Here is a 21248-nt window from a genome sequence, read left to right as displayed (position 1 = left end):
AAACAGAAGGGCCGCGGATCCCGGGTGGGGTTCCGCGGCCCTGAAGGCGCCGGCCAGATCTCGCGATCAGGCTGGATCACTCCAGGGTTCGAGCCCACGGAAGGCCCACATCAGGTGGTGGTGCTGCTGCTTCGTCGTCTGCTCGGTCTGAGCTCCGGCACCGGCCGCGGCCGCGAAGCCATAGGCGCCATGCGCCTGGGCTTCCGCTACTGCCACCAGTGCCTTGGTCGGTCGCTCATTCCGCTCGCGGACCGGAAGGGTCGCGAGGAGGGCGGGGGCGGGGCTGCCGGCGGAAATCGCGGACAGACCGGTACCCAGGAGGGAGACGGAACCGAGCAGGCAGGAAGCGTCGACCGAGCGATCGGTCATTTTGGTGAAGGTCATGAAGCTGGCCACTGGTCTCGCCTCCTCTCGGCGTCTCGGGGACTCGGCCCGAAGGCCTGTCCCATGCGTATTCGGATAAGTACAGCACGGATCGGAGGCTTCGGAGAAGCCCACCGTTTCCGTTGCTAAGAACCTATGGGGATCCGACGGGCATGTGCAAACTATTTTTCCGACGAGTTTCTACGCGTCGTCAGAATCCCCGCCGCCGGGCTCCTGGCCTGCGCAGATGGCCAGGACGTCGGCCCCGTAGCGGTCGAGCTTGCGACCGCCGACTCCGGAGATCATCGAGAGCTCCCCCGCCTCGGCGGGCGAGGCCTCCGCGATGGCCATCAGGGTCTTGTCGGTGAAGACGCAGTACGGGGGCAGCCCCTGGGCCTTCGACTGGACGGCCCGCCACGCGCGCAGCCGCTCGTAGAGCCCCTCGTCCATGTCGGACGGGCAGTCCTCGCAGCGCATCAGCTTGATCTCGCCGGCCTCGGTCAGGGTCTTGCCGCACACGCGGCACAGGGCGGGGCCGCGGCGGCCGCGCCCCCGGCCACTCCGCTCGATCGGGCCGCCGGGGCGACTACCGGGGGCCGCGGAGCCCGGTCGCAGGCCGTTCAGGAAGCGGCTGGGCCGGCGGGAGGCCCGGCCGCCCGGAGTCCGCGAGAGGGCCCAGGAGAGCGTCAGGTGGAGCCGCGCGCGGGTGACGCCGACGTACAGCAGCCGCCGCTCCTCCTCGACCTGCTCGTCGGTCTTGGCGTAGGTGATGGGCAGCATGCCGTCGGTCAGGCCGACGAGGAAGACGGCGTCCCACTCCAGGCCCTTCGCGGCGTGCAGGGAGGCGAGGGTGACGCCCTGGACGGTCGGCGCGTGCTGCGCGGCCTTGCGCTCGTCCAGCTCGACGGTGAGGTCGGCGAGGGTGGCGCCGGGGCGGGTGCGGGCGAAGTCCTCGGCGAGGCGGACCAGCGCGGCCACCGATTCCCACTGGTCGCGGACGGCGCCGGAGCCGGCGGGCGGCGTGGCGCTCCAGCCGGTGGAGCTGAGCACGGCCCGGACCTGGGAGCCCAGCTCGACGAGGTCCTCCAGCAGCGGGTCGTTGCCGGCGGAGCGGGCGGCTCCGCGCAGGGCGAGGACGGCCTTCTGCACCTCGGCGCGCTCGAAGAAGCGCTCGGCGCCGCGCAGCTGGTAGGGGACGCCGGCGTCGGCGAGGGCCTGCTCGTAGACCTCGGACTGGGCGTTGATCCGGTAGAGGACGGCGATCTCGCCGGCGGGGACGCCGGCCGCGATCAGGTCCCGGACGCGGTGGGCGACGCCCTCGGCCTCGGCGGGCTCGTCGGCGTACTCGGCGTAGGCCGGGGCGGGGCCGGGCTCGCGCTGCGAGATCAGCTCCAGGCGGTGTTCGGCGGCCCGGCCCTTGGCCTGATTCAGCAGGCCGTTGGCGAGGTGTACCACCTGGGGGGTGGAGCGGTAGTCACGGATCAGCTTGACGACCGTGGCGCGCGGGAACCGGTTGCGGAAGTTCAGCAGGTGGTCGGGGGTCGCGCCGGTGAAGGAGTAGATGGTCTGGCTGGCGTCGCCGACGACGCAGAGGCTGTCGCGGTCGCCGAGCCACAGGTCGAGGAGCCGCTGCTGGAGCGGGCTGACGTCCTGGTACTCGTCCACCACGAAGTGCTGGTACTGGGCGCGGATCTGCTCGGCGATGTCGTGGCGGTCCTGGAGGATGCCGACGGTGAGGAGCAGCACGTCCTCGAAGTCGATCATGCCTCGGTCGCGCTTGAGCTGCTCGTACGTCCCGTAGATCTGGGCGATCTCGGCCATGTCGCGCGGGGCTTCGCGGCCCGCCTTGAGCGCGGCGGCAGGGTAGTCGGCCGGGACGGTCTGGGTGACCTTGGCCCACTCGATCTCACCGGTGACGTCGCGCAGCTCGCCGCGGTCGAGGCGGATGCGGCAGCGCGCTCCGGCCTCGGCCACGAACTGGATCTTCCGCTCCAGGAGTCGCGGGACGTCGCCGCCGACCGCGCGGGGCCAGAAGTACTGGAGCTGGCGCAGGGCGGCGGAGTGGAACGTCCGGGCCTGGACCCCGTCCGCGCCGAGCGCGCGCAGCCGGCCGCGCATCTCACCGGCGGCGCGGTTGGTGAACGTGACGGCCAACACACTGGCCGGCATGAGCTGTCCGGAACGCACCCCATAGGCGATGCGGTGGGTGATGGCCCGGGTCTTGCCGGTGCCGGCGCCCGCCAGTACGCACACCGGCCCGCGCAGGGTCGTGGCGACCTCGCGCTGCTCCGGGTCCAGGCCAAGGAGCACGGCGTCGGCATCGGCCGCGTCGGTGCCCGTGCCGGCCGGGAAATCGGATGAGTGCGTTGCTGTGGTCACCCCGCCATGCTGCCAGGTCCACCGGGGCGGGCGGGAAACTTGTCCACAGGCGGGGCGGCCGAGCCGATTGTCGGACCGGAGGCGCGCGGGAATGGTGGCGCGCTCCCGTACGTTCCGGTACTCGGACCACCGAGCCCTCACGAAGGAGAGCGCAGCATGCAGGACACGGGCACCGTCACGATGTACAGCACGACCTGGTGCGGCTACTGCCGTCGACTGAAGACGCAGCTGGACCGCGAAGGCATCGCCTACAACGAGATCAACATCGAGCTGGACCCGGCGTCCGCCGCGTTCGTCGAGAAGGCGAACAACGGCAACCAGACCGTTCCCACCGTGCTCGTGCGCTCCTCCGCCGGCAACGAGTCCGTCATGACGAACCCGAGCCTCGCGCAGGTCAAGCAGGCCCTCGCCGTCTGATCGGGCGCGAGGTGCGTGAGCACGGAAAGGCCCCCGCCGAGGCGGGGGCCTTTCGTATGAGCCGTGTGACGAAGCCGTTCGGCGAAGCCGTGTGACGAAGCTTACGGAGCCGCCTTCGGCAGCGGCTCGCCGTACCAGAGCTCGACCAGCCGCGCCGCGATGGAGATCCCCGACGGCGGCAGCATCTCGCCGGACTCGAAGGCCGCGCGCAGTTCGTCGCGGGAGAACCAGCGCGCTTCCTCGATCTCCTCGCCGTCGACCGTGATCTCCGAGGTGATCGCGCGGGCGGTGAACCCGAGCATCAGGCTGTACGGGAACGGCCACGGCTGGCTGGCGACGTAGCGCACGTCGCCGACGCGGACGCCCGCCTCCTCCCACACCTCGCGGACCACCGACTGCTCGATGGACTCGCCGGGCTCGACGAAGCCCGCGAGGGTGGAGAAACGACCCTCCGGCCAGTGCACCTGGCGGCCCAGCAGCGCCCGGTCGTGCTCGTCGGTGACCAGCATGATCACGGCCGGGTCGGTGCGCGGGTAGTGCTCGGCGCCGCAGCCGGGGCAGCGGCGGATGTGCCCGGCGGCGGCGACCACGGTGCGTTCCCCGCAGCGGGAGCAGAAGCGGTGCATGCGCTGCCAGTTCTCCAGCGCCACCGCGTGCACCATCAGCCCGGCGTCGCGCGGGGACAGCAGCAGACCGGCCTCGCGCAGCCCGGCCGGGCGGGCCGACTGGTCGATGCGGCCCGGCAGGGAGTCCTTCTGGAGCGCGAAGTACCGTACGCCGTCCTCGTCCGTGCCCAGGAAGTAGCGGTGGGTCTCGGTGACCGGGGCCTCGAAGGCCGGGGTCATCACGATGGCGGACCCGCCGTCGGGGGTGTCGTCGATCAGCACCTGGCCGCCGGAGACGACGAACACGCGCGTCGTCGGGTGGCTCCAGGCGGCCGCGAGCCAGGCCTCGTCGAGGCGGTGGTGGGCGGCACGGTCGATGTCGTTCGCTTCGGCGAGCGAGATCGGGCGCTCGGTACGGGTGCTCACAGGTACTTCCAACTCCCCCGGTGGTGGGACAAGGCAGGCTGCTCGGTGTGCGGGGCGTGCGGGGCGTTCACACGCGTGCTCACGTGTTCATGCGCGGTTCCAGTGCTCCGCCAGGTCGCCCCACAGGTACGCGGTCGTCTCGACGCCCTTGAGCAGCAGGTCGAGCTCGACCTTCTCGTTCGGCGAGTGCCAGCCGTCGGAGGGCACGGAGATGCCGAGGAAGAGCACGGGGGCGTCCAGCACGTCCTGGAGATCGGCCGCCGGCCCCGAGCCGCCCTCGCGGGTGAAGCGCACCGGCTGACCGAACGCGCGGCCCATGGCCCGTACGACGGACTGCAACGCGGGGTGGTCCAGCGGGGTCAGGCAGGGCCGGGTGGGGGCGCCGAAGGTGATCGAGTGCCGGATCCCCTCGGGGACGCGGGCGGCGACCCAGTCGCGGACGGCGGCCTCGACCTCGTACGGGTCCTGGCCGGACACCAGGCGGAACGACAGCTTCAGGTGGGCGGAGGCGGGCACGATCGTCTTGCCGCCGGGGCCCTGGTAGCCGCCGCCGATGCCGTTGACCTCGGCGGTCGGACGGGCCCAGACCCGCTCCAGGGTGGAGTAGCCGGCCTCGCCGGCGGCGGCGTGCGACTTGGCGGTACGCAGCCACTCGGCCTCGTCGAACGGCAGCTCGGCGATCAGCCGGCGCTCGGCGTCGGTCAGCTCGGTGATGTTGTCGTAGAAGCCGGGAATCGTGACCCGCTCGTCCTCGTCGTGCAGGGCGGCGACGAGGCGGGCGGCGGCGGTGGCCGGGTTGGGCACGGCACCGCCGAAGGCGCCCGAGTGGATGTCCTGGTCGGGCCCGTGGAAGTCGATCTCGCAGTCGGCGACGCCACGCATGCCGGTGCAGACGGTGGGGGTGGTCTCGGACCACATGCCGGTGTCGGAGACGATCACGACGTCGGCGGCGAGCCGCTCGGCGTGCGCCTCCACGAGGGAGCGGAAGTTCGGGGAGCCGGACTCCTCCTCGCCCTCGATGATCAGCTTGAGGTGCACGGCCGGGGCGGCGGCGCCGGTCGCGGCGAGGTGCGCGCGTACGCCCAGGGTGTGGAAGAAGACCTGGCCCTTGTCGTCGGCCGCGCCGCGCCCGTACATGCGACCGTCGCGGACGACGGGCTCGAACGGCTCGGTGTGCCAGCCGTCGGCGAGGGCGGCGGGCTGGACGTCGTGGTGGCCGTAGACGAGCACCGTGGGGGCGGCCGGGTCGGCGGCGGGCCAGTGCGCGAAGACGGCGGGGGCGCCCCGGGTCTCCCAGATCTCGGTGACCGGGAAACCGGTCTCCTTGAGCTTGGCCGCGAGCCAGTCGGCGCTGCGGCGCACGTCGCCCTCGTGCTCGGGCTGGGCCGAGACGGACGGGATCCGCAGCCACTGCGCGAGGTCGTCCAGGAAGGCCGCGCGGTGGGTGTCGATGTACGTGCGGACGACGCTGTCCGCCGGGGTTTCGCTCATGGCCACGAGCCTAACCGTCCACCCGGTCGCCGCCGTCCGTGCCCGTTTTGCCTTGGAGGATCCGCTCAAGGCGGTCCCGTCCCGGCAGGTCACGGGGGCGGATGACGCGGCCGCTGCGGACGTGGAGGAAGGCGGCGCCGACCCGGTCGAGGGGGGTGCCGGTGGCCTCCGCCCAGGCCAGGCGGTAGACGGCGAGCTGGAGCGGGTCGGCCTGGGTGGTGCGGCCGGTCTTCCAGTCGACGACCTCGTACGAGCCGTCGGGGTTCTTGTACACGGCGTCGATCCGGCCGCGGATCACCCGGCCCGCGAGGGTCAGCTGGACCGGGGCCTCCATGCGGTACGGGGTGCGCTCGGCGTATTCGCTGCGCTCGAAGGCGGCCTTGAGGGCGTCGAGGTCGGCCTCGTCGGCGACCTCCTGGTCGGAGCCGGGCAGTTCGGTGGCCGGGTCGAGGAGGCCGTCGAGGAGCGGGAGGGGAAGTTCGTCGAAGCGGGACTCGACCCAGGCGTGGAAGCGGGTGCCCTGGCGGGCGGCGGGCTGCGGGGGCTTGGGCATGGGGCGGGCGAGATCGCGTACGAAGCCCTGCTCGTCGGCGGCGAGGCGCAGCAGCTGGCTCGCGGACAGGGAGGCGGGCAGCTCGACGTCCCGGACGGCCGCGCGGGCGCGCCGGAGCTCGCCTTCGAGGGCGTCGAGGTCACGGTCCCAGGAGGCGATGGTCCGGGCCTCCTCGGGGGTCGGGCGGCCCGGATCCGGCTGAGTCGGGCGCTGCGCGCGGGCGGAGTCGGGGTACGGACGCGCCGGGTGGCGGGGGCCGGGGACGACGGCTTCGCCGGCCCAGAGGTCGGCGGCCGGGGGCGGGTCGGCCGGCTCCGGCCAGGAGGTTCGTTCCCCCACCCCGCCCCTTCCCGAAACCGGGGCTCCGCCCCGGACCCCGTGAAGCCCGTTCCCGGTCGTGCCGGGAGCGCCGGACGGGCCTTCGCCCCAGGGGTCCGCGGGTACGGCTTCGCCGGCCCACAGGTCGTCCGCCGGGCGTACGGACTCGCCGGCCCAGGGGTCGTCCGGCGCGGGGTCGTCGTGGGCGGGGTCTTCACAGTCGGGGGGCCAGAGGTAGGGGTCCTCAGGGACCGGCGCCAGGTCGGGCTCGGCCGGGTCGAACACGGCCGGGGCAGGCTCGGCCAGGGCGGACTCGGCCGGGGGGAACTCGGCCCGGTGGGACTCGGCCGGGGCAGGCTCGGCCCGGTGGGACTCGGCCGGGGCAGGCTCGGCCCGGGGGGCCGGCGTCCGGGCGGCGAGGTGGGCTTCGACCAAGGCCGCGGCGCGGCGGCGCAGGGCCAGGGAGGCTTCGTCCAAGGGCAGGGGCCAGGTGTGGTCCGGGGTGACGTCGGCGGCGAGCGCCGGGTTCTCGGCGTCGGCGTCGGGCTCCTCGGCCCAGGCCTCGATCTCCCCGAACCCGGCCGCGCAGTGGTCGTGGAGCGCCGTCAGGAACGCGGACGGGCCCCGGCGGCGCTTCTGCGTCGGGCCCCACCAGTGGCCGGAGGCCAGCAGCAGGGAGCGCGGACGGGTGAAGGTGACGTAGCCGAGGCGGAGTTCCTCGACCTGCTTGTGCTCCTTGAGGCCGGCCTTGAAGGCCTTCAGCCCCGCCGAGGTCCACGGCGGGTCGGCGGGCAGCGTCGGGGCGTCGCCGCGCAGGGAGTACGGGAGCACCTTGGCGTACGAGGTCCAGGCCTCCGGCGCCTTCTCCTTGGGGAACGAGCCCGCGCACAGGTCGGGGACGACGACGACGTCCCACTCCAGGCCCTTGGACTTGTGGGCGGTGAGCACCTTGACGGTGTTCTCCCCACCGGGCAGCGCGTGGTCGAGGCCCTTCTCGTACTGGGCGGCGGTGCGCAGGAACGCCAGGAAGGCGAGCAGGGTGGCCTCGCCGTCGAGGGCCGCGAAACCGGCCGCCACGTCCATGAAGTTGGACAGGGTCTCGCGCCGGCGGGCGGCCAGCGCGTGCGGCGAGGCGGACAGCTCCACGTCCAGGCCCGTCGTCGACAGCACCCGGTGCAGGACGTCCATCAGCGGGTCGGAGAGCGAGCGCCGCAGGTCGCGCAGTTCCTGTGCGAGGTGAGCGAAGCGGACCCGGGCCGCCGCCGAGAACGGCAGGTCGTCCGGCGCCCGGCCCGCTCCGTCGAGGAAGGTCTCCAACGCGTCGGCCAGCGAGACGACCTCCGCCGGATCCACGCCCTCGACCGCCGCCGCGAGGCGCCCGTCCGGCCCCGAATCCGGGGAGACGCGGGCCACGAGCGCACGGGCGCGGCGCCCGAGCAGGGCCAGGTCGCGCGCGCCGATGCGCCAGCGCGGGCCGACGAGGAGGCGGACCAGGGCCGCGTTGGCCCCGGGGTCCTGGAGCACCTCGCACACCGAGACGAGGTCGGCGACCTCGGGCAGGTGCAGCAGCCCGGACAGTCCGACGACCTCCACCGGCACGTCCCGGGCCACCAACACCGCCTGGATGCGCGCGAAGTCGGCGGCGGAGCGGCACAGGACGGCGATGTCGCCCGGTTCGGTGCCCGTACGCACGAGGTGCGCGACGGAGTCGCCGAGCCACTCCAGCTCCTCGGCGTGGGTCTCCAGCAGCGCGCACCGCACCAGGCCGTCGCGCTCGGCGCCGGGCGCGGGGCGCAGGGCCTCGACGCCCTCGTGCATGACGCGCAGCGGGGCGGCGAGGTCGTTGGCGAGGTCGAGGAGGCGGCCGCCGCTGCGCCGGTTCTCGCTGAGGGAGAAGCGGGTGGCGGGGCTGCCGTCGGCGTGCGGGAAGTGGGTGGGGAAGTCGTCCAGGTTGGCGACGGACGCGCCGCGCCAGCCGTAGATGGCCTGGCAGGGGTCGCCGACGGCGGTGACGGCGTGTCCGGTGCTCGCCTCTCCCGAGCCGGCGCCGAAGAGGCCGGACAGCAGCAGCCGCTGGGCGACGGAGGTGTCCTGGTACTCGTCCAGCAGGACGACACGGAACTCGTCGCGCAGCAGTTCGCCGACCTCGGGGCGGGTGGTGGCGAGGCGGGCGGAGAGGGCGATCTGGTCGCCGAAGTCGAACAGGTCGCGGGAGCGTTTGGCGGCGCGGTAGCGCTCGACGAGTTCCAGCAGCTCCAGCCGGCCGCGTACGGCCTCGGGGACCTTGCGCAGGTCGTCGTTGGTGAGCTTGACGCCGGCCAGCTCGTCGAGGAGGGCGGTGTCGTACGCGCGCAGGGCGGCCGGTTCGGTGAGGTGCTCGGAGAGTTCCCCGTCGAGCGCGAGGAGGTCGCCGACCAGGTCGGGGACGGATTTGGTGAGCGAGGGGTACGGGCCGGGGGCCTCGCGGAGCACCTTCGCGGCGAGCTGGAAGCGGGTGGCGTCGGCGAGGAGGCGGGCGCTGGGCTCCAGGCCGATGCGCAGGCCGTGATCGGTGAGGAGGCGGCCGGCGAAGGCGTGGTACGTGGAGATGCGGGGCTCGCCGGCGGCGGATTCGGCGTCGGCCGGGGAGGGGTCCGGGTCGGTGATGCCGGCGCGGGCGAGGGCCTTGCGGACGCGCTCGGCCAGTTCGCCGGCGGCCTTGTTCGTGAAGGTCAGGCCGAGGACCTGCTCGGGCGCGACCGTGCCGGTGCCGACGAGCCAGACGACGCGGGCGGCCATGACGGTGGTCTTGCCGGAGCCGGCGCCCGCGACGATCACCTGGGGAGCCGGCGGGGCGGTGACGCAGGCCAGCTGTTCGGGCGTGAACGGGATCCCGAGGAGCTCCTTGAGCTGCTCGGGATCGGTGAGGACGGGCGCGCGCCCGGACTCGTACGCGGTCACCTCGAAAGGCTAGCCGCCCGCGCCGACAGTCCCCGCCGGCGTCTCAGCAGGCGGTCCGACGCGTTCCGGGAGCCGGCTCATTCCACGGTCTGGCGGCCCTCGGGCAGGGCGCTGCACGCGCTGCGGAAGGCGCAGCGCCCGCAGTGTTCGCCGGTGGCGGGGGTGAAACGTTCGTCCAGGACCCGGCCGGCGGCGGTGGCCAGCAGGTCGCCGACCCACTCGCCGGATGTGCCGCCGTCGAGCGGCTGCTGCGCCTGGATCTTCGGGACGCCCTCGCCGCCGTCCTTCTTGGTGGCGTCCTGGCGCAGCTGGACGAGTTCGGCGCCGCCGGGGACGGGCCGCCGGCCGTCGAAGACCTCGTCGACGGCGCCCTCGCGGACGGCGAGCTGGTAGACGGCGAGCTGCGGGTGGCGGGCGACCTCGTCCCGGGTCGGGGCACCCTTGCCGGTCTTGAAGTCGACGACGTACGCGCGGCCCTGCGGGTCGGCCTCGACGCGGTCCATGGAGCCGCGGACGCGGACGGCGTACTCGCCGGCGTCCAGCGTGACGTCGAAGTCGTGCTCGGTGGCGACGGCCCGGCGGCCGCCGCGGTCGGTGGTGTGCCAGCGCAGGAAGCGTTCGAGGGCGGCGCGGGCGTTGTCCTTCTCCTGGCGGGACTTCCAGGGGGCGTCGAAGGCGAGGGCGTCCCAGACGGAGTCGAGGCGTTCCATGAGGACGGCCAGGTCGGCGGGGGTGCGGCCGGAGGCGACCTCGTCGGCGAGGACGTGGACGACGTTGCCGAAGCCCTGGGCGGCGGTGGAGGGGGCGTCGGCCTTGACCTCGCGCCCCAGGAACCACTGGAGGGAGCAGGTGTTGGCGAGCTGGTCCAGGGCGCTGCCGGACAGGGCGACGGGGCGGTCGCGGTCGCGGAGCGGGACGGTGGAGGCGGTCGGTTCGTACAGGCCCCACCAGCGGTGCGGGTGCGCGGCGGGGACCAGGGGGCGGTCCTCGTCGTCGGTGAGGGCGGCGAGGCGGGCGAGCCGGCGGGCGGCGGCGTCGCGCAGGGCCGGGGAGGCGTCGGGGTCGACGGTGGTGGCGCGCAGCTCGGCGACGAGCGCGGGGACGGCGAGGGGGCGGCGGGGCCGGCCGGTGACGTCCTTGGGGGTGACGCCGAGTTCGGTGAGGAAGCGGGAGGGCTGGTCGCCGTCCTCGGCGGGGGCCTTGACGGCGGTGACGACGAGGCGGTGACGGGCGCGGGTGGTGGCGACGTAGAACAGTCGGCGTTCCTCGGCGAGGAGCGCGCCGGGGGTGAGGGGTTCGGCGAGGCCGTCGCGGCCGATGCGGTCGGCTTCGAGGAGGGAGCCGCGGCGGCGCAGGTCGGGCCAGAGACCTTCCTGGACGCCGGCGACGACGACGAGGCCCCACTCCAGGCCCTTGGAGCGGTGCGCGGTCATGAGGCGGACGGCGTCGGAGCGGGTGGCGCGGGTGGTGAGGGTGTCGGCGGCGATGTCCTCGGCTTCGAGCTGTTCGAGGAAGTTGAGCGCGCCGCGGCCGCCGGTACGTTCCTCCGCGCGGGCCGCGGTGTCGAAGAGGGCGCAGACGGCGTCGAGGTCCCGGTCGGCGTTGCGGCCGGCGGCGCCGCCGCGCCGGGCCTGGCGCTCCAGCCGGTCGGGCCAGGATGTGCCGTCCCACAGGGTCCAGAGGGCCTCTTCGGCGGTGCCGCCACCCTGGAGGAGCTCGCGGGTCTTGCGCAGGAGCAGGCCGAGGCGCTGCGCGCCGCGGGCGTAGGCGGGGTCGTGGACGGTGAGCCGCTCGGGCTCGGCGAGGGCGCGGGCCAGCAGCACGTCGGACGGCGCGGGGACGGTGACCCCGGCGGCCCGCTCCTCGTCCCGCAAGGCCCGCCCGAGCCGCCGCAGATCGGCGGAGTCCATCCCCCCGAGCGGCGACCCGAGCAACGTGAGCGCGGCCTCGACCCCGACCCACCCGTGCCCGGCGTCGGGTGCCTCGTCGGCACGCGTCGCGTCCGGATCCGCCGTGCCCGACGACGCGGCGTCACGGTGGGCGGGGCCCGACCCGGTCGGGGCGTCCGGCGCCGTCGGGAGCGGGTCCGCGTCCGAGCCGGGCGGGACCGGGCTCTGGGGGGCTGCTGCCAGGGCTGTGGTGCGGAGCGCCGTCAGGAGGGGGGCGACCGCCGGTTCGTGGCGCAGGGCGGTGGCGGCGGCGTCCGTTTCCGCCGGGACTCCCGCCGCGATCAGGGCGCGCCGCATCGCGGGCAGGGTGCGGCCCCCGGCGCGGACCAGGACTGCCATGTCCCGCCAGGGCACCCCGTCCTCCAGGTGGGCCCGGCGCAGGATGTCGGCGATGTTGTCCAGCTCGGCGCCGGCCGTCGGGTACGTGTACACCTCGACCCGGCCGCCCTCCCGCGCGGGCCGCAGCGCCCGGTGCGCCCGGACGGCGTCGGAGGGCAGGCGCGGGACCGGCATGCGGGTGGTCAGCAGTCGGGTCGCGGCCAGCAGCTGTGACCCCGACCGGCGGCCGACGGTGAGCGCCCGCACCGCCGCGCCCGGGAAGGCCGACTCGAAGTCGAGCACGTTGTTGATGTCCGCGCCCCGGAAGGCGTAGATCGACTGGTCGGGATCGCCGAAGGCCACCAGCGTCCCGCCCGGCCCGGACAGCGCGCGCAGCAGCCGCAACTGGGAGGCGTCGGTGTCCTGGTACTCGTCCACGTAGATCACGTCGTACGAGGAGGAGAGCGCGGGGGTGCGTTCGGCCAGCAGGACCGCGCGGTGCAGGAGTTCCGCGTAGTCCAGGGTGCCCTGCATGTCGAGGACGTCGAGGTACTCGGAGAGGAAGGCGGCGGCGGCCTTCCAGTCGGGGCGGCCGATGCGCTCGGCGAACGCCGACAGCGCCTCCGGGCCGAGGCCCAGTTCGCGGGCGCGGGCCAGCACGGCGCGCACCTCGTCGGCGAAGCCGCGCGTGGTCAGCGCGGCCCGCAGGTCGTCGGGCCAGCGGATCGAGCGGATCCGGCGCTGCCCCTCCAGGAGGGTGCGGACCATCACGTCCTGCTCCGGCCCGGACAGCAGGCGCAGCGGATCGGCGAAGAGTTCGTGGTCCTGGTGGGCGCGGACCAGGCCGTAACAGAAGGAGTGGAACGTGGTGGCCTGCGGGGCGCGCGCGCCGCCCAGCCGCAGCGCGGCGCGGTCGCGCAGTTCCACGGCGGCCTTGCGGCCGAAGGTGAGGATCAGGACGCGGGCGGGATCGACCCCGGCCTCGACGCGGGCGGCGGCGGCCTCGATCAGCGTGGTGGTCTTGCCGGTGCCCGGTCCGGCGAGGACCAGCAACGGTCCGCGGGTGTGATCAACCACCGCGCGCTGCGCCGCGTCCAGAACAGGGGGAGCCACCTGTTCCGGCCCGGTACGCACCAGGCGGTACGCGTCAGGGGTCCGCGTACGCCGCTCTGCGCGGCCGGAGGGAGAGGTGATCACGTGAGGTGCCGGTCCTGGTGGGTCTTCTACGGATGCTGCGGATACTGCGGCCCCGTCGGCGGACGCCGAAGAGGCAACGCTACGCCAACCGCCCCGCCCGCCGCAGGCCGTCCCGGCCGGCCGGACCGTCGCCGGCGGGGCCGCACGGCTCGTCCCCCGTACGCGCCTTCGACCTCCCGCCGGCGCCCCGGATGGCGGAAGCTGTCAGATGTGACCCTCGTCGCCTCCGTCCCCCTCGGAACGGCCGTCCCAACGGGCCCCGCGCATCGCCAGCCGCGGCTCGCCCGACGGGGTCTCGCGCAGCGGAGTGCCCTCGGCCCGGTAGTGCGCGAGCGCCCGCCGCTCGCTGCCGGGCAGGGGTACTCCGTCCGCCCGCACCACGCGCCACCAGGGCACGGCCCCTCCGTACAGGGCCATGACACGCCCGACTTGACGGGGTCCGCCCTCCCCGAGCCACTCCGCGACGTCCCCGTACGTCATCACCCGGCCGGGCGGAATCCGCTCGGCCACCTCCAGCACCCGCTCCGCGTACGCGGGCAGCTCTTCGCTCATCCGGCCCATGGTGCCGGATGCCAAGGACATCCACGCGGAAGCTTCGCTTCCGTACCGGCGCGCACCCTGCTGCCCCGCGCGGCCGCCCGTCCGTGCCACCATCTTCCGGGCGGTGACTGGTGATACGTGATCAAGAAGAGACGGAAGTGACGGCGAAGGAGCAGGGTGTGAGCCCTCCGGACGGCGCGGCGGCGCGGGGCGAGGACCCGCGCCCGGACAACGGCGCGCGCCCCGATCCGGGCCCCGCCACGCCCCCGGAGCCGACGCCCCCCGAGCCGGCACGCCCGGAGCCGACACGCCCCACGGCACCGCAGCCGCATCCCGACGACCTCCACCCGTCCGGTCACACCCCGACCGCCGCCGATCAGGTGGAGGTCGACGAGCCGCTGCTCGCCGCCCGCGTGCACCGGCCCTCGGACCTCGTACGTCTGCTGTCCGGCATCATCGGCATCGTCGTCGTCCTCGCCATCGCGGCCTTCGCCCACGGCACGACCGTCGGGCTGGAGCAGGACATCACCAAGGGCACCGGCCAGGCCCCCGACTTCCTGATCAAGGTCGCCGGGCTGGTCTCCAGCATCGCGGTGCTGCTGGTGCCCGTCGCCTTCGCCATCGAACGGCTGATCAAACGCGACGGACTGCGCATCGCCGACGGTGTGCTCGCCGCCGTCCTCGCGCACGGCGTCACCCTCACCACCGACCTGTGGGTGTCGCAGGCCGCCCCCGAGACCATCCAGGACGCGCTGACCCGCACCACCGGCGCCGGCGGGGCCCTCACCGACCCGGTGCACGGCTACCTCGCGCCCGTGATCGCGTACATGACCGCCGTCGGAATGGCCCGACGGCCGCGCTGGCGGGTCGCGCTGTGGGTCGTGCTGCTGCTCGACGCCTTCGCGATGCTGGTCAGCGGCTACACCACGCCGTTCTCGATCGCCCTGACGATCCTGATCGGCTGGAGCGTCGCGTACGGCACCCTGTACGCGGTCGGCTCCCCGAACGTGCGGCCCACCGGGCAGAACCTCCTCGCGGGCCTGCGCCGCGTCGGCTTCCAGCCGGTCAGCGCGATGCGCGCCGAGGCGCCGGGAGCGGACAACGCCGAGGTCGGCGACCGGGGCCGGCGCTACCACGTCACGTTGGAGGACGGCCCACCGCTGGACGTCACGGTCGTGGACCGCGAACAGCAGGCGCAGGGCTTCTTCTACCGGGTCTGGCGCCGGCTGACCCTGCGCGGGATCACCACCCGCCGCAGCATCCAGTCGCTGCGCCAGGCACTGGAGCAGGAGGCGCTGCTCGCCTACGCCGCCATCGCGGCCGGTGCGAACGCGCCGAGGCTGATCGCCACCTCCGAACTGGGGCCGGACGCCGTGATGCTCGTCTACGAGCACCTGGGCGGCCGGACCCTCGACGCGCTCCCCGACGAGGAGATCACCGACGAGCTGAGCCGCAACGCGTGGGAGCAGGTACGGGCGCTCCAGTCGCGCCGGATCGCGCACCGCCGGCTGACGGGGGACGCGCTGCTGGTGGATCGTTCCGGCAACGTCATCCTGACCGACCTGCGCGGCGGTGAGATCGCCGCCGGTGATCTGGTGCTGCGGATGGACATCGCGCAGCTGCTGACCACCCTCGGCCTGCGGGTCGGCGCGGAGCGGTCGGTGGCCTCGGCGGTGTCGGTGCTCGGGCCGGACACGGTGGCGGACTGTCTGCCGCTGCTCCAGCCGATCGCGCTGAGCCGTTCGACCCGGGCGACCCTGCGCCGGCTGGCCCGGGAGCGGGCCGACCGGCAGCGGGAGGCCGTCCTGGAGTCCTCGCGGGCGGCGAAGGCGGCGCGCGAGGCGGGCGCCTCGGCCAGTCCGGTCGCCGACCGCAAGGCGGAGAAGCGGGCCTTGGACGACGCGCTCGAAGACGCGCGGGAGGAGGACCTGCTGAGCCAGATCCGCCGGCAGGTGCTGCTGATCCGCCCGCAGGCGCCGGTGGAGCCGGCGCGGCTGGAGCGGATCCGGCCGCGCACGCTGGTGTCGTTCATCGCGGGCGCGTTCGGCGCGTACTTCCTGCTGACGCAGTTGGCGCACGTGGACTTCGCGACGATCGTCGGGCAGGCGCAGTGGGGCTGGGTCGGGGCGGCGCTGGCGTTCTCGGCGCTGACGTACTTCGCGGCGGCGATGAGCCTCCTGGGCTTCGTGCCCGAGCGGGTGCCGTTCCTGCGGACGGTGGTCGCGCAGGTGGCCGGTTCGTTCGTGAAGCTGGTGGCCCCGGCGGCGGTGGGCGGCGTCGCGCTGAACACCCGTTTCCTCCAGCGGGCCGGCGTCCGGCCGGGGCTGGCGGTGGCGAGCGTGGGTGCCTCGCAGTTGTTCGGTCTGGCCAGTCACATCCTGCTGCTGCTGTCCTTCGGCTACCTGACGGGCACCGAGAAGACCCCCGAGATGACGCCGTCCCGGACGGTCATCGCGGGTCTGCTGACGGTGGCAGTGCTGGTGCTGGTGGTGACGGCGGTGCCGTTCCTTCGGAAGTTCGTGGTGACGCGGGTACGGGCGCTGTTCGCGGGCGTGGTGCCGCGCATGCTGGACGTCCTCCAGCGACCGCAGAAGCTGATGACGGGCATCGGCGGCATGCTGCTGCTGACCGGCTGCTTCGTGATGTGCCTCGACGCGTCGATCCGCGCCTTCGGGGGCGGGGAGGCGATCAGCTACGCGAGCATCGCGGTGGTCTTCCTGGCCGGCAACGCGCTGGGCTCGGCGGCGCCGACGCCGGGCGGCATCGGCGCGGTGGAGACCACGCTGACGCTGGGTCTGATCGCGGCGGGCCTCGACAAGGAGGTCGCCATCTCGGCGGTGCTCCTGTTCCGCCTGATGACCTTCTGGCTGCCGGTCCTGCCGGGCTGGCTGTCGTTCAACTTCCTGACCCGCAAGGAAGCCATCTGAGGAAGCCATCCAGGGGGTGCCCGGCGGGACGAGGCGCCGGCGCCGGCCCCGGGGCCCCCCCGCCCGTCCCCGAACGGGTCAGCGCGGGGGCGGCCGGAGTGCGAAACGCCCAGAATGGGTGACATGCCCCGAATCGCCCTGAGGTCCGTCGCCGCCACCGCCCTCACCGCCGCACTGTTCACCACCGCCGCCTGTTCCGACGGCGACGGCGGGAGCGGACGGAAGGCGGATTCCGCCGCCCGGGACGTCAAACCCCTGAAGTGGGGCGAGTGCCAGGCCCCCACCGCTCTCCAGGGCGGCGGCCAGGTGCCCGGCAAGGACTGGCAGTGCGCCACCCTCGACGTCCCCCTCGACTACGCCGACCCCGAGGGTGAGACCATCCCCCTCGCCCTGATCCGCGCCAAGGCCCGCGACCCCAAGAACCGCCTGGGCTCCCTGGTCTTCAACTTCGGCGGCCCCGGCGGCTCCGGCATCACCACCCTGCCCGGCGCGGCCAAGGAGTACGAGGCCCTGCGCGCCCGGTACGACCTGGTGAGCTTCGACCCGCGCGGGGTGGGCCGCAGCGCCCCGGTGCGCTGCCAGAACGACCGACAACTGGACGCGTACTACGCGCAGGACTCCTCCCCCTCGACCCCCGAGCAGGAGAAGACCTTCCTCGACGCCCTGCGCGGGTACCGCGAGGCCTGCGAGAAGAACTCGGGCGCCGTCCTCCCCCACGTCGGCACCGAGAACGCCGCCCGCGACCTGGACCGCATCCGCCAGGCCCTCGGCGACGAGAAGCTGAACTACTTCGGGATCTCCTACGGGACGGAGCTCGGCGGGGTGTACGCCCACCTGTTCCCCAAGCGGGTCGGCCGGGCCGTCTTCGACGCGGTGGTCGATCCGACCAAGACCTCCGAGGAGGGCGCGCTCGGCCAGGCGAAGGGCTTCCAGTTGGCCCTCGGCAACTTCGCCCAGGACTGCGTGGACCGGGGCGACGCCTGCCGGCTCCAGGGCAGCACCGCCAAGGAGATCGAGGACAACATCGTCAAGCTCCAGAAGGAGCTGGCGGCCCGACCCATCCAGGGCCTCGGCGGCCGCAGGCTCACCGACAGCGCCGCGACGAACGGCATCGCCCAGGCGCTGTACTCCCAGGAGCTGTGGCCCCTGCTGGAACAGGGCCTCGACGAGGCGGAGGGCGGCCAGGGCCAGTTGCTGATGGCGCTCTCCGACGCGCTCAACGGGCGCGACCAGCAGGGCCGCTACAGCAACATCGGCGCGGCCAACACGGCCATCAACTGCGCGGACTCCAAGGACCGCTACACCCTGGAGGAGACCAAGGCGAAGCTGCCGGAGTTCCGCAAGGCCTCGCCCGTCTTCGGGGACTTCCTCGGCTGGGCCATGATGAGCTGCACCGACTGGCCGGTCGACGGCGCCTGGGAGACCCCGGACGTCTCCGCCCCCGGCGCGGCCCCGATCGTGGTGATCGGCAACACCGGTGACCCCGCGACCCCGTACGAGGGGGCGCGCAAGATGGCGGAGCGGCTCGGCAAGGGCGTCGGCGTCGAGCTGACGTACAAGGGCGAGGGGCACGGCGCGTACAACAGCGGCGACGCCTGCGTGCAGGGCGCGGTGAACCGCTACCTGCTGGACGGGAAGGCCCCCGCCGCGGACACGGTGTGCACCGCCACCCCTCCGACGGCTACCCCGACGCCCTCGACGCCCTCCGCGACCGAGACCACGTGAGCGTCGCTCCCCCCACGCCCGCAGGGGCCGTGCCCGTCGAACGGGTACGGCCCCTGTGGGGTCGGGACAAGGCCTTCTAGTAGACCGGCTTCTCGGGCTCGATCTGGTGGACCCAGCCGATGACGCCGCCACCGACGTGCACCGCGTCCGCGAAGCCCGCGGACTTCAGGACCGCGAGGACTTCCGCACTGCGGACACCGGTCTTGCAGTGCAAGACGATGCGCTTGTTCTGCGGCATGTCCTGGAGGGCGGTGCCCATCAGGAACTCACCCTTGGGGATCAGCTTCGCGCCGGGAATCGAGACGATCTCGTACTCGTTCTTCTCGCGGACGTCGATGATCTCGATGGGCTCGTCGGCGTCGATCCACTCCTTGAGCTGCTTGGGAGTGATCGTGGACCCGGCCGCGGCCTCCTGGGCCTCCTCGGACACGACGCCGCAGAAGGCCTCGTAGTCGATGAGTTCCTTGACGGTCGCGTTCGGGCCGCAGACCGCGCAGTCGGGGTCCTTGCGGACCTTGACCTGGCGGTACTGCATCTCCAGGGCGTCGTAGATCATCAGGCGGCCGACGAGCGGCTCGCCGACGCCGGTGAGGACCTTGATGGCCTCGGTGACCTGGATGGAGCCGATGGACGCGCAGAGCACGCCGAGGACGCCGCCCTCGGCGCAGCTCGGGACCATGCCCGGCGGCGGGGGCTCCGGGTAGAGGCAGCGGTAGCAGGGGCCGTGCTCGGACCAGAAGACCGAGGCCTGGCCGTCGAAGCGGTAGATCGAACCCCACACGTACGGCTTGTTCAGCAGCACGCAGGCGTCGTTGACGAGGTAGCGCGTGGCGAAGTTGTCCGTGCCGTCGACGATGAGGTCGTACTGGCTGAAGATCTCCATCACGTTCTCGGCTTCGAGCCGCTCTTCGTGAAGGACCACGTTGACGTACGGGTTGATGCCGAGCACGCTGTCGCGCGCCGACTCGGCCTTGGAGCGGCCGATGTCCGCCTGGCTGTGGATGATCTGGCGCTGCAGGTTCGACTCGTCGACCTCGTCGAACTCCACGATGCCCAGCGTGCCGACGCCGGCCGCGGCCAGGTACATGAGGGCGGGCGAGCCGAGGCCGCCGGCGCCCACGGCCAGCACCTTGGCGTTCTTCAGGCGCTTCTGGCCGTCCATCCCGACATCGGGGATGATCAGGTGACGCGAGTACCGGCGGACCTCGTCGACGGTGAGCTCGGCAGCCGGCTCAACCAGGGGTGGCAGCGACACGGGGACTCCAGGGTCATCCCCGCGGACGCGGGGAGCATTTATGGGTTGTTCTATCCCGCAACACTGCCACGCCCGCTTTCATTCCGAGACACCCGTCCCAATCCGCGAGACGATTTCGTCCCAGTACGCGGGCATTGACGCCCAGGGGTCCCGATCGGCCGCCCCGCGCCGGTCCGTGAACCAGACCGTCCCGGCGCCCTGCCAGCGGGCGATGCGCAGCGCCTCCTCCAGATGGCCGCGGGGCACTCCGTGGACGAGGTGGCAGAAACGCTCCGCCGGATGGTCGGCCGTCCACTCGGCGACCTGTGACCAGCGGTAGTCGGCCCACCCGCCGGAGAAGGTGACCAGTTGGTCGGCGATCTCCGTGTAGCCCTCGTGCGGGTGCGTTCCGTGGCCGAGGACGATCCGCAGTCCCTCGCCGAGTCCGCGCAGGGCGTCGCCGACGCGCCGCACCCGGGCGAGTTCCGTCCGGTCGGCCGGGGCGTCGGCCAGGTAGAAGCCGGCCACGCCGTACCAGTCGCGGAAGCGGTGGGCGTCGGAGAGCAGCTCGCCGAACGAACGGGATCCGTCCCGCATCGCAAGATGCCCGAGCAGGACCCCGCCGGCCTCCCGCAGCTTCGCGGCGGCCTCCGCGCAGTGCGGATCGGGGCGTCCCCCGGGGCCTTCGGTGACGTTGAGCACCGCCCAGTGCAGGGGGGTCCCGGGGCGGGTCAGCTCGGCCCACTCCACCGGGGCCAGCAGCGGGTGCGCGTAGCCGGGGATGCCGAGGCCCAGGCGGCCGGCCTCGGGCACGGCCGCCGTGGCCCCGGGCGGGGTGGTCAGATGCGGCACGCCGCCTCCATCCAGATGTCGGCCAGGGATTCCTCCAGGTTGATCCGGGGCCGCCAGCCGAGCCGGTCGCGGGCGGTGCGGACGTCGGCCTGCTGCCAGGCGCCGCAGCCGTCCGGGTACGGGAACGGTTGCGGGGCGGCGGCCGCCAGCTGCTCCGGGGTGGTCTCGGAGCGGGGCGCGCCGATCGCGGCCAGGCCCGGGGGGCGACCGGGGTGGCCGGGGTGGCCGGGGTGCCCCGGGTGGCGGTCCCCGCCGTGCGGGACGTCCAGCTCGTGCAGGGCTCCGCCGTAGCCGGCGACCCGGGCGAGGACGGCCGCCGCGTCGCGCAGCCGCACCGCGCGGCCGGTGCCGATGTTGACGACGCCCTGGGCGGCGGACAGCGAGGCGGCGTGCACGGCCCGCGCCACGTCCCGTACGTCGACGAAGTCGCGCTGGACGCCGAGCCCGCTGAGCTTCAGTTCGCCGTCGCCGGACTGCATGGCCCGGCGCATGGCCTCGGCGAGCCGGCCGAGGGGGGAGCCGGCCGGGGTGCCGGGGCCCACGGGCGAGAAGATCCGCAGGACGACGGCGTCCAGCCCCGAGCCGAGCACCAGCTCGGTCGCGGCGAGCTTGCTGACGCCGTACGGCCCGCCGGGTCTCGGCACGGCGTCCTCGGCGGTGGAGGATCCGGGCTGGCTGGGCCCGTATTCGGCGGCGCAGCCGAGCTGGACGAGCCGGGCCCCGCAGCCGCTGCGGCGCAGCGACTCGCAGATGGTGGCCACGGCGACGGTGTTGTGCCGGGTCAGTTCCCGGGCGCCGCCGCGGGTGGCGCCCGCGCAGTTGATGACGACGCCGGGGTGGACGGCGTCGAGGAAGCGGGTCAGGGCGCCGGGGCTGCCGGTGGCGAGGTCGAAGCGGACGTCGGCGTCGTCGCCGCGGCCGAGCGCCGTGAGCTGGACGGCGGGGTCGGCGAGCAGCCGGTCGGCGACGTATCGGCCCAGGTATCCGTTGGCTCCGATCAGCAGCACCCTCATC

13 protein-coding genes are annotated in these 21248 nt (G+C 73.7%); 3 read left to right on the top strand and 10 right to left on the bottom strand.

The genetic code is table 11. The features are described 5' to 3' along the window. Positions 1-66 precede the first annotated feature (66 nt). Positions 67-384 carry a hypothetical protein gene (locus M4D82_RS22090; RefSeq protein WP_249772041.1) on the bottom strand — a complete coding sequence of 106 codons (318 nt, stop codon included), beginning with the start codon at positions 382-384 and terminating at the stop codon, positions 67-69. 180 nt (positions 385-564) lie between these two features. Next, the gene (locus M4D82_RS22085; protein WP_249767694.1) at positions 565-2742 is read right to left on the bottom strand and encodes an ATP-dependent DNA helicase UvrD2; all 2178 of its coding nucleotides are present in this window, start codon (positions 2740-2742) and stop codon (positions 565-567) included. A gap of 156 nt (positions 2743-2898) precedes the next feature. Between M4D82_RS22085 and M4D82_RS22080 the strand changes: the two genes are divergently transcribed. After that, entirely contained in the window at positions 2899-3159 is a 261-nt protein-coding gene (locus M4D82_RS22080; protein WP_249767693.1) for a mycoredoxin, read from the top strand. 101 nt (positions 3160-3260) lie between these two features. On the opposite strand, the gene nudC is transcribed toward M4D82_RS22080, so the two are convergent. From nudC to M4D82_RS22055, 5 genes are all read right to left on the bottom strand, one after another. Next, positions 3261-4202 carry an NAD(+) diphosphatase gene (gene nudC / locus M4D82_RS22075; protein ID WP_502988983.1) on the bottom strand — a complete coding sequence of 314 codons (942 nt, stop codon included), beginning with the start codon at positions 4200-4202 and terminating at the stop codon, positions 3261-3263. A 75-nt stretch (positions 4203-4277) separates the two neighbouring features. Continuing rightward, positions 4278-5681, bottom strand: coding sequence for a dipeptidase (locus tag M4D82_RS22070; RefSeq protein ID WP_249767691.1), 1404 nt, complete (start codon positions 5679-5681; stop codon positions 4278-4280). 10 nt (positions 5682-5691) lie between these two features. Continuing rightward, positions 5692-9492 (bottom strand): UvrD-helicase domain-containing protein, encoded by a 3801-nt coding sequence (locus M4D82_RS22065; RefSeq protein WP_249767690.1) that lies wholly within the window; start codon positions 9490-9492, stop codon positions 5692-5694. Between the two features lie 77 nt (positions 9493-9569). Then, positions 9570-12956 (bottom strand): ATP-dependent helicase, encoded by a 3387-nt coding sequence (locus M4D82_RS22060; RefSeq protein ID WP_249767689.1) that lies wholly within the window; start codon positions 12954-12956, stop codon positions 9570-9572. A gap of 204 nt (positions 12957-13160) precedes the next feature. Then, complete coding sequence (locus M4D82_RS22055; protein ID WP_502988982.1) at positions 13161-13508, bottom strand: MGMT family protein; 348 nt, start codon at positions 13506-13508, stop codon at positions 13161-13163. 119 nt (positions 13509-13627) lie between these two features. Here M4D82_RS22055 and M4D82_RS22050 point away from each other — a divergent pair, with 119 nt between their 5' ends. Then, positions 13628-16423 (top strand): lysylphosphatidylglycerol synthase transmembrane domain-containing protein, encoded by a 2796-nt coding sequence (locus M4D82_RS22050; RefSeq protein WP_249767687.1) that lies wholly within the window; start codon positions 13628-13630, stop codon positions 16421-16423. A 123-nt stretch (positions 16424-16546) separates the two neighbouring features. Continuing rightward, on the top strand, positions 16547-18148 hold the full coding sequence (locus M4D82_RS22045; RefSeq protein ID WP_249767686.1) for an alpha/beta hydrolase: 1602 nt from the start codon (positions 16547-16549) through the stop codon (positions 18146-18148). 76 nt (positions 18149-18224) lie between these two features. Here the strand turns inward: M4D82_RS22045 and moeZ are convergent, their stop codons facing one another. The 3 genes from moeZ to M4D82_RS22030 all read right to left on the bottom strand — a co-directional run bounded on the left by moeZ (position 18225) and on the right by M4D82_RS22030 (position 21247). Then, on the bottom strand, positions 18225-19403 hold the full coding sequence (gene moeZ, locus M4D82_RS22040; RefSeq protein WP_249767685.1) for an adenylyltransferase/sulfurtransferase MoeZ: 1179 nt from the start codon (positions 19401-19403) through the stop codon (positions 18225-18227). A 78-nt stretch (positions 19404-19481) separates the two neighbouring features. Next, positions 19482-20234, bottom strand: a complete 753-nt coding sequence (locus M4D82_RS22035) for a spherulation-specific family 4 protein (RefSeq protein WP_249767684.1) — start codon at positions 20232-20234, stop codon at positions 19482-19484. Next, positions 20222-21247, bottom strand: a complete 1026-nt coding sequence (locus M4D82_RS22030) for an NAD-dependent epimerase/dehydratase (protein ID WP_249767683.1) — start codon at positions 21245-21247, stop codon at positions 20222-20224. Before M4D82_RS22030 ends, M4D82_RS22035 begins: the two co-directional genes overlap by 13 nt. Between the last annotated feature and the right edge of the window lies 1 nt (position 21248).

This window comes from Streptomyces sp. RerS4 (genome assembly GCF_023515955.1).
Classification (GTDB): domain Bacteria; phylum Actinomycetota; class Actinomycetes; order Streptomycetales; family Streptomycetaceae; genus Streptomyces.
The sequence above is the reverse complement of the archived record's forward strand: the minus strand, read 5'-3'. Positions and strand labels throughout refer to the sequence as shown.

Bases quoted from the DNA above. Each gene is read 5' to 3' on its own strand.
- M4D82_RS22055 (WP_502988982.1), bottom strand. From the start codon at position 13,508: ATGAGCGAAGAGCTGCCCGCGTACGCGGAGCGGGTGCTGGAGGTGGCC.
- M4D82_RS22070 (WP_249767691.1), bottom strand. From the start codon at position 5,681: ATGAGCGAAACCCCGGCGGACAGCGTCGTCCGCACGTACATCGACACC.
- M4D82_RS22030 (WP_249767683.1), bottom strand. From the start codon at position 21,247: ATGAGGGTGCTGCTGATCGGAGCCAACGGATACCTGGGCCGATACGTC.
- M4D82_RS22090 (WP_249772041.1), bottom strand. From the start codon at position 384: ATGACCTTCACCAAAATGACCGATCGCTCGGTCGACGCTTCCTGCCTG.
- M4D82_RS22045 (WP_249767686.1), top strand. From the start codon at position 16,547: ATGCCCCGAATCGCCCTGAGGTCCGTCGCCGCCACCGCCCTCACCGCC.
- M4D82_RS22080 (WP_249767693.1), top strand. From the start codon at position 2,899: ATGCAGGACACGGGCACCGTCACGATGTACAGCACGACCTGGTGCGGC.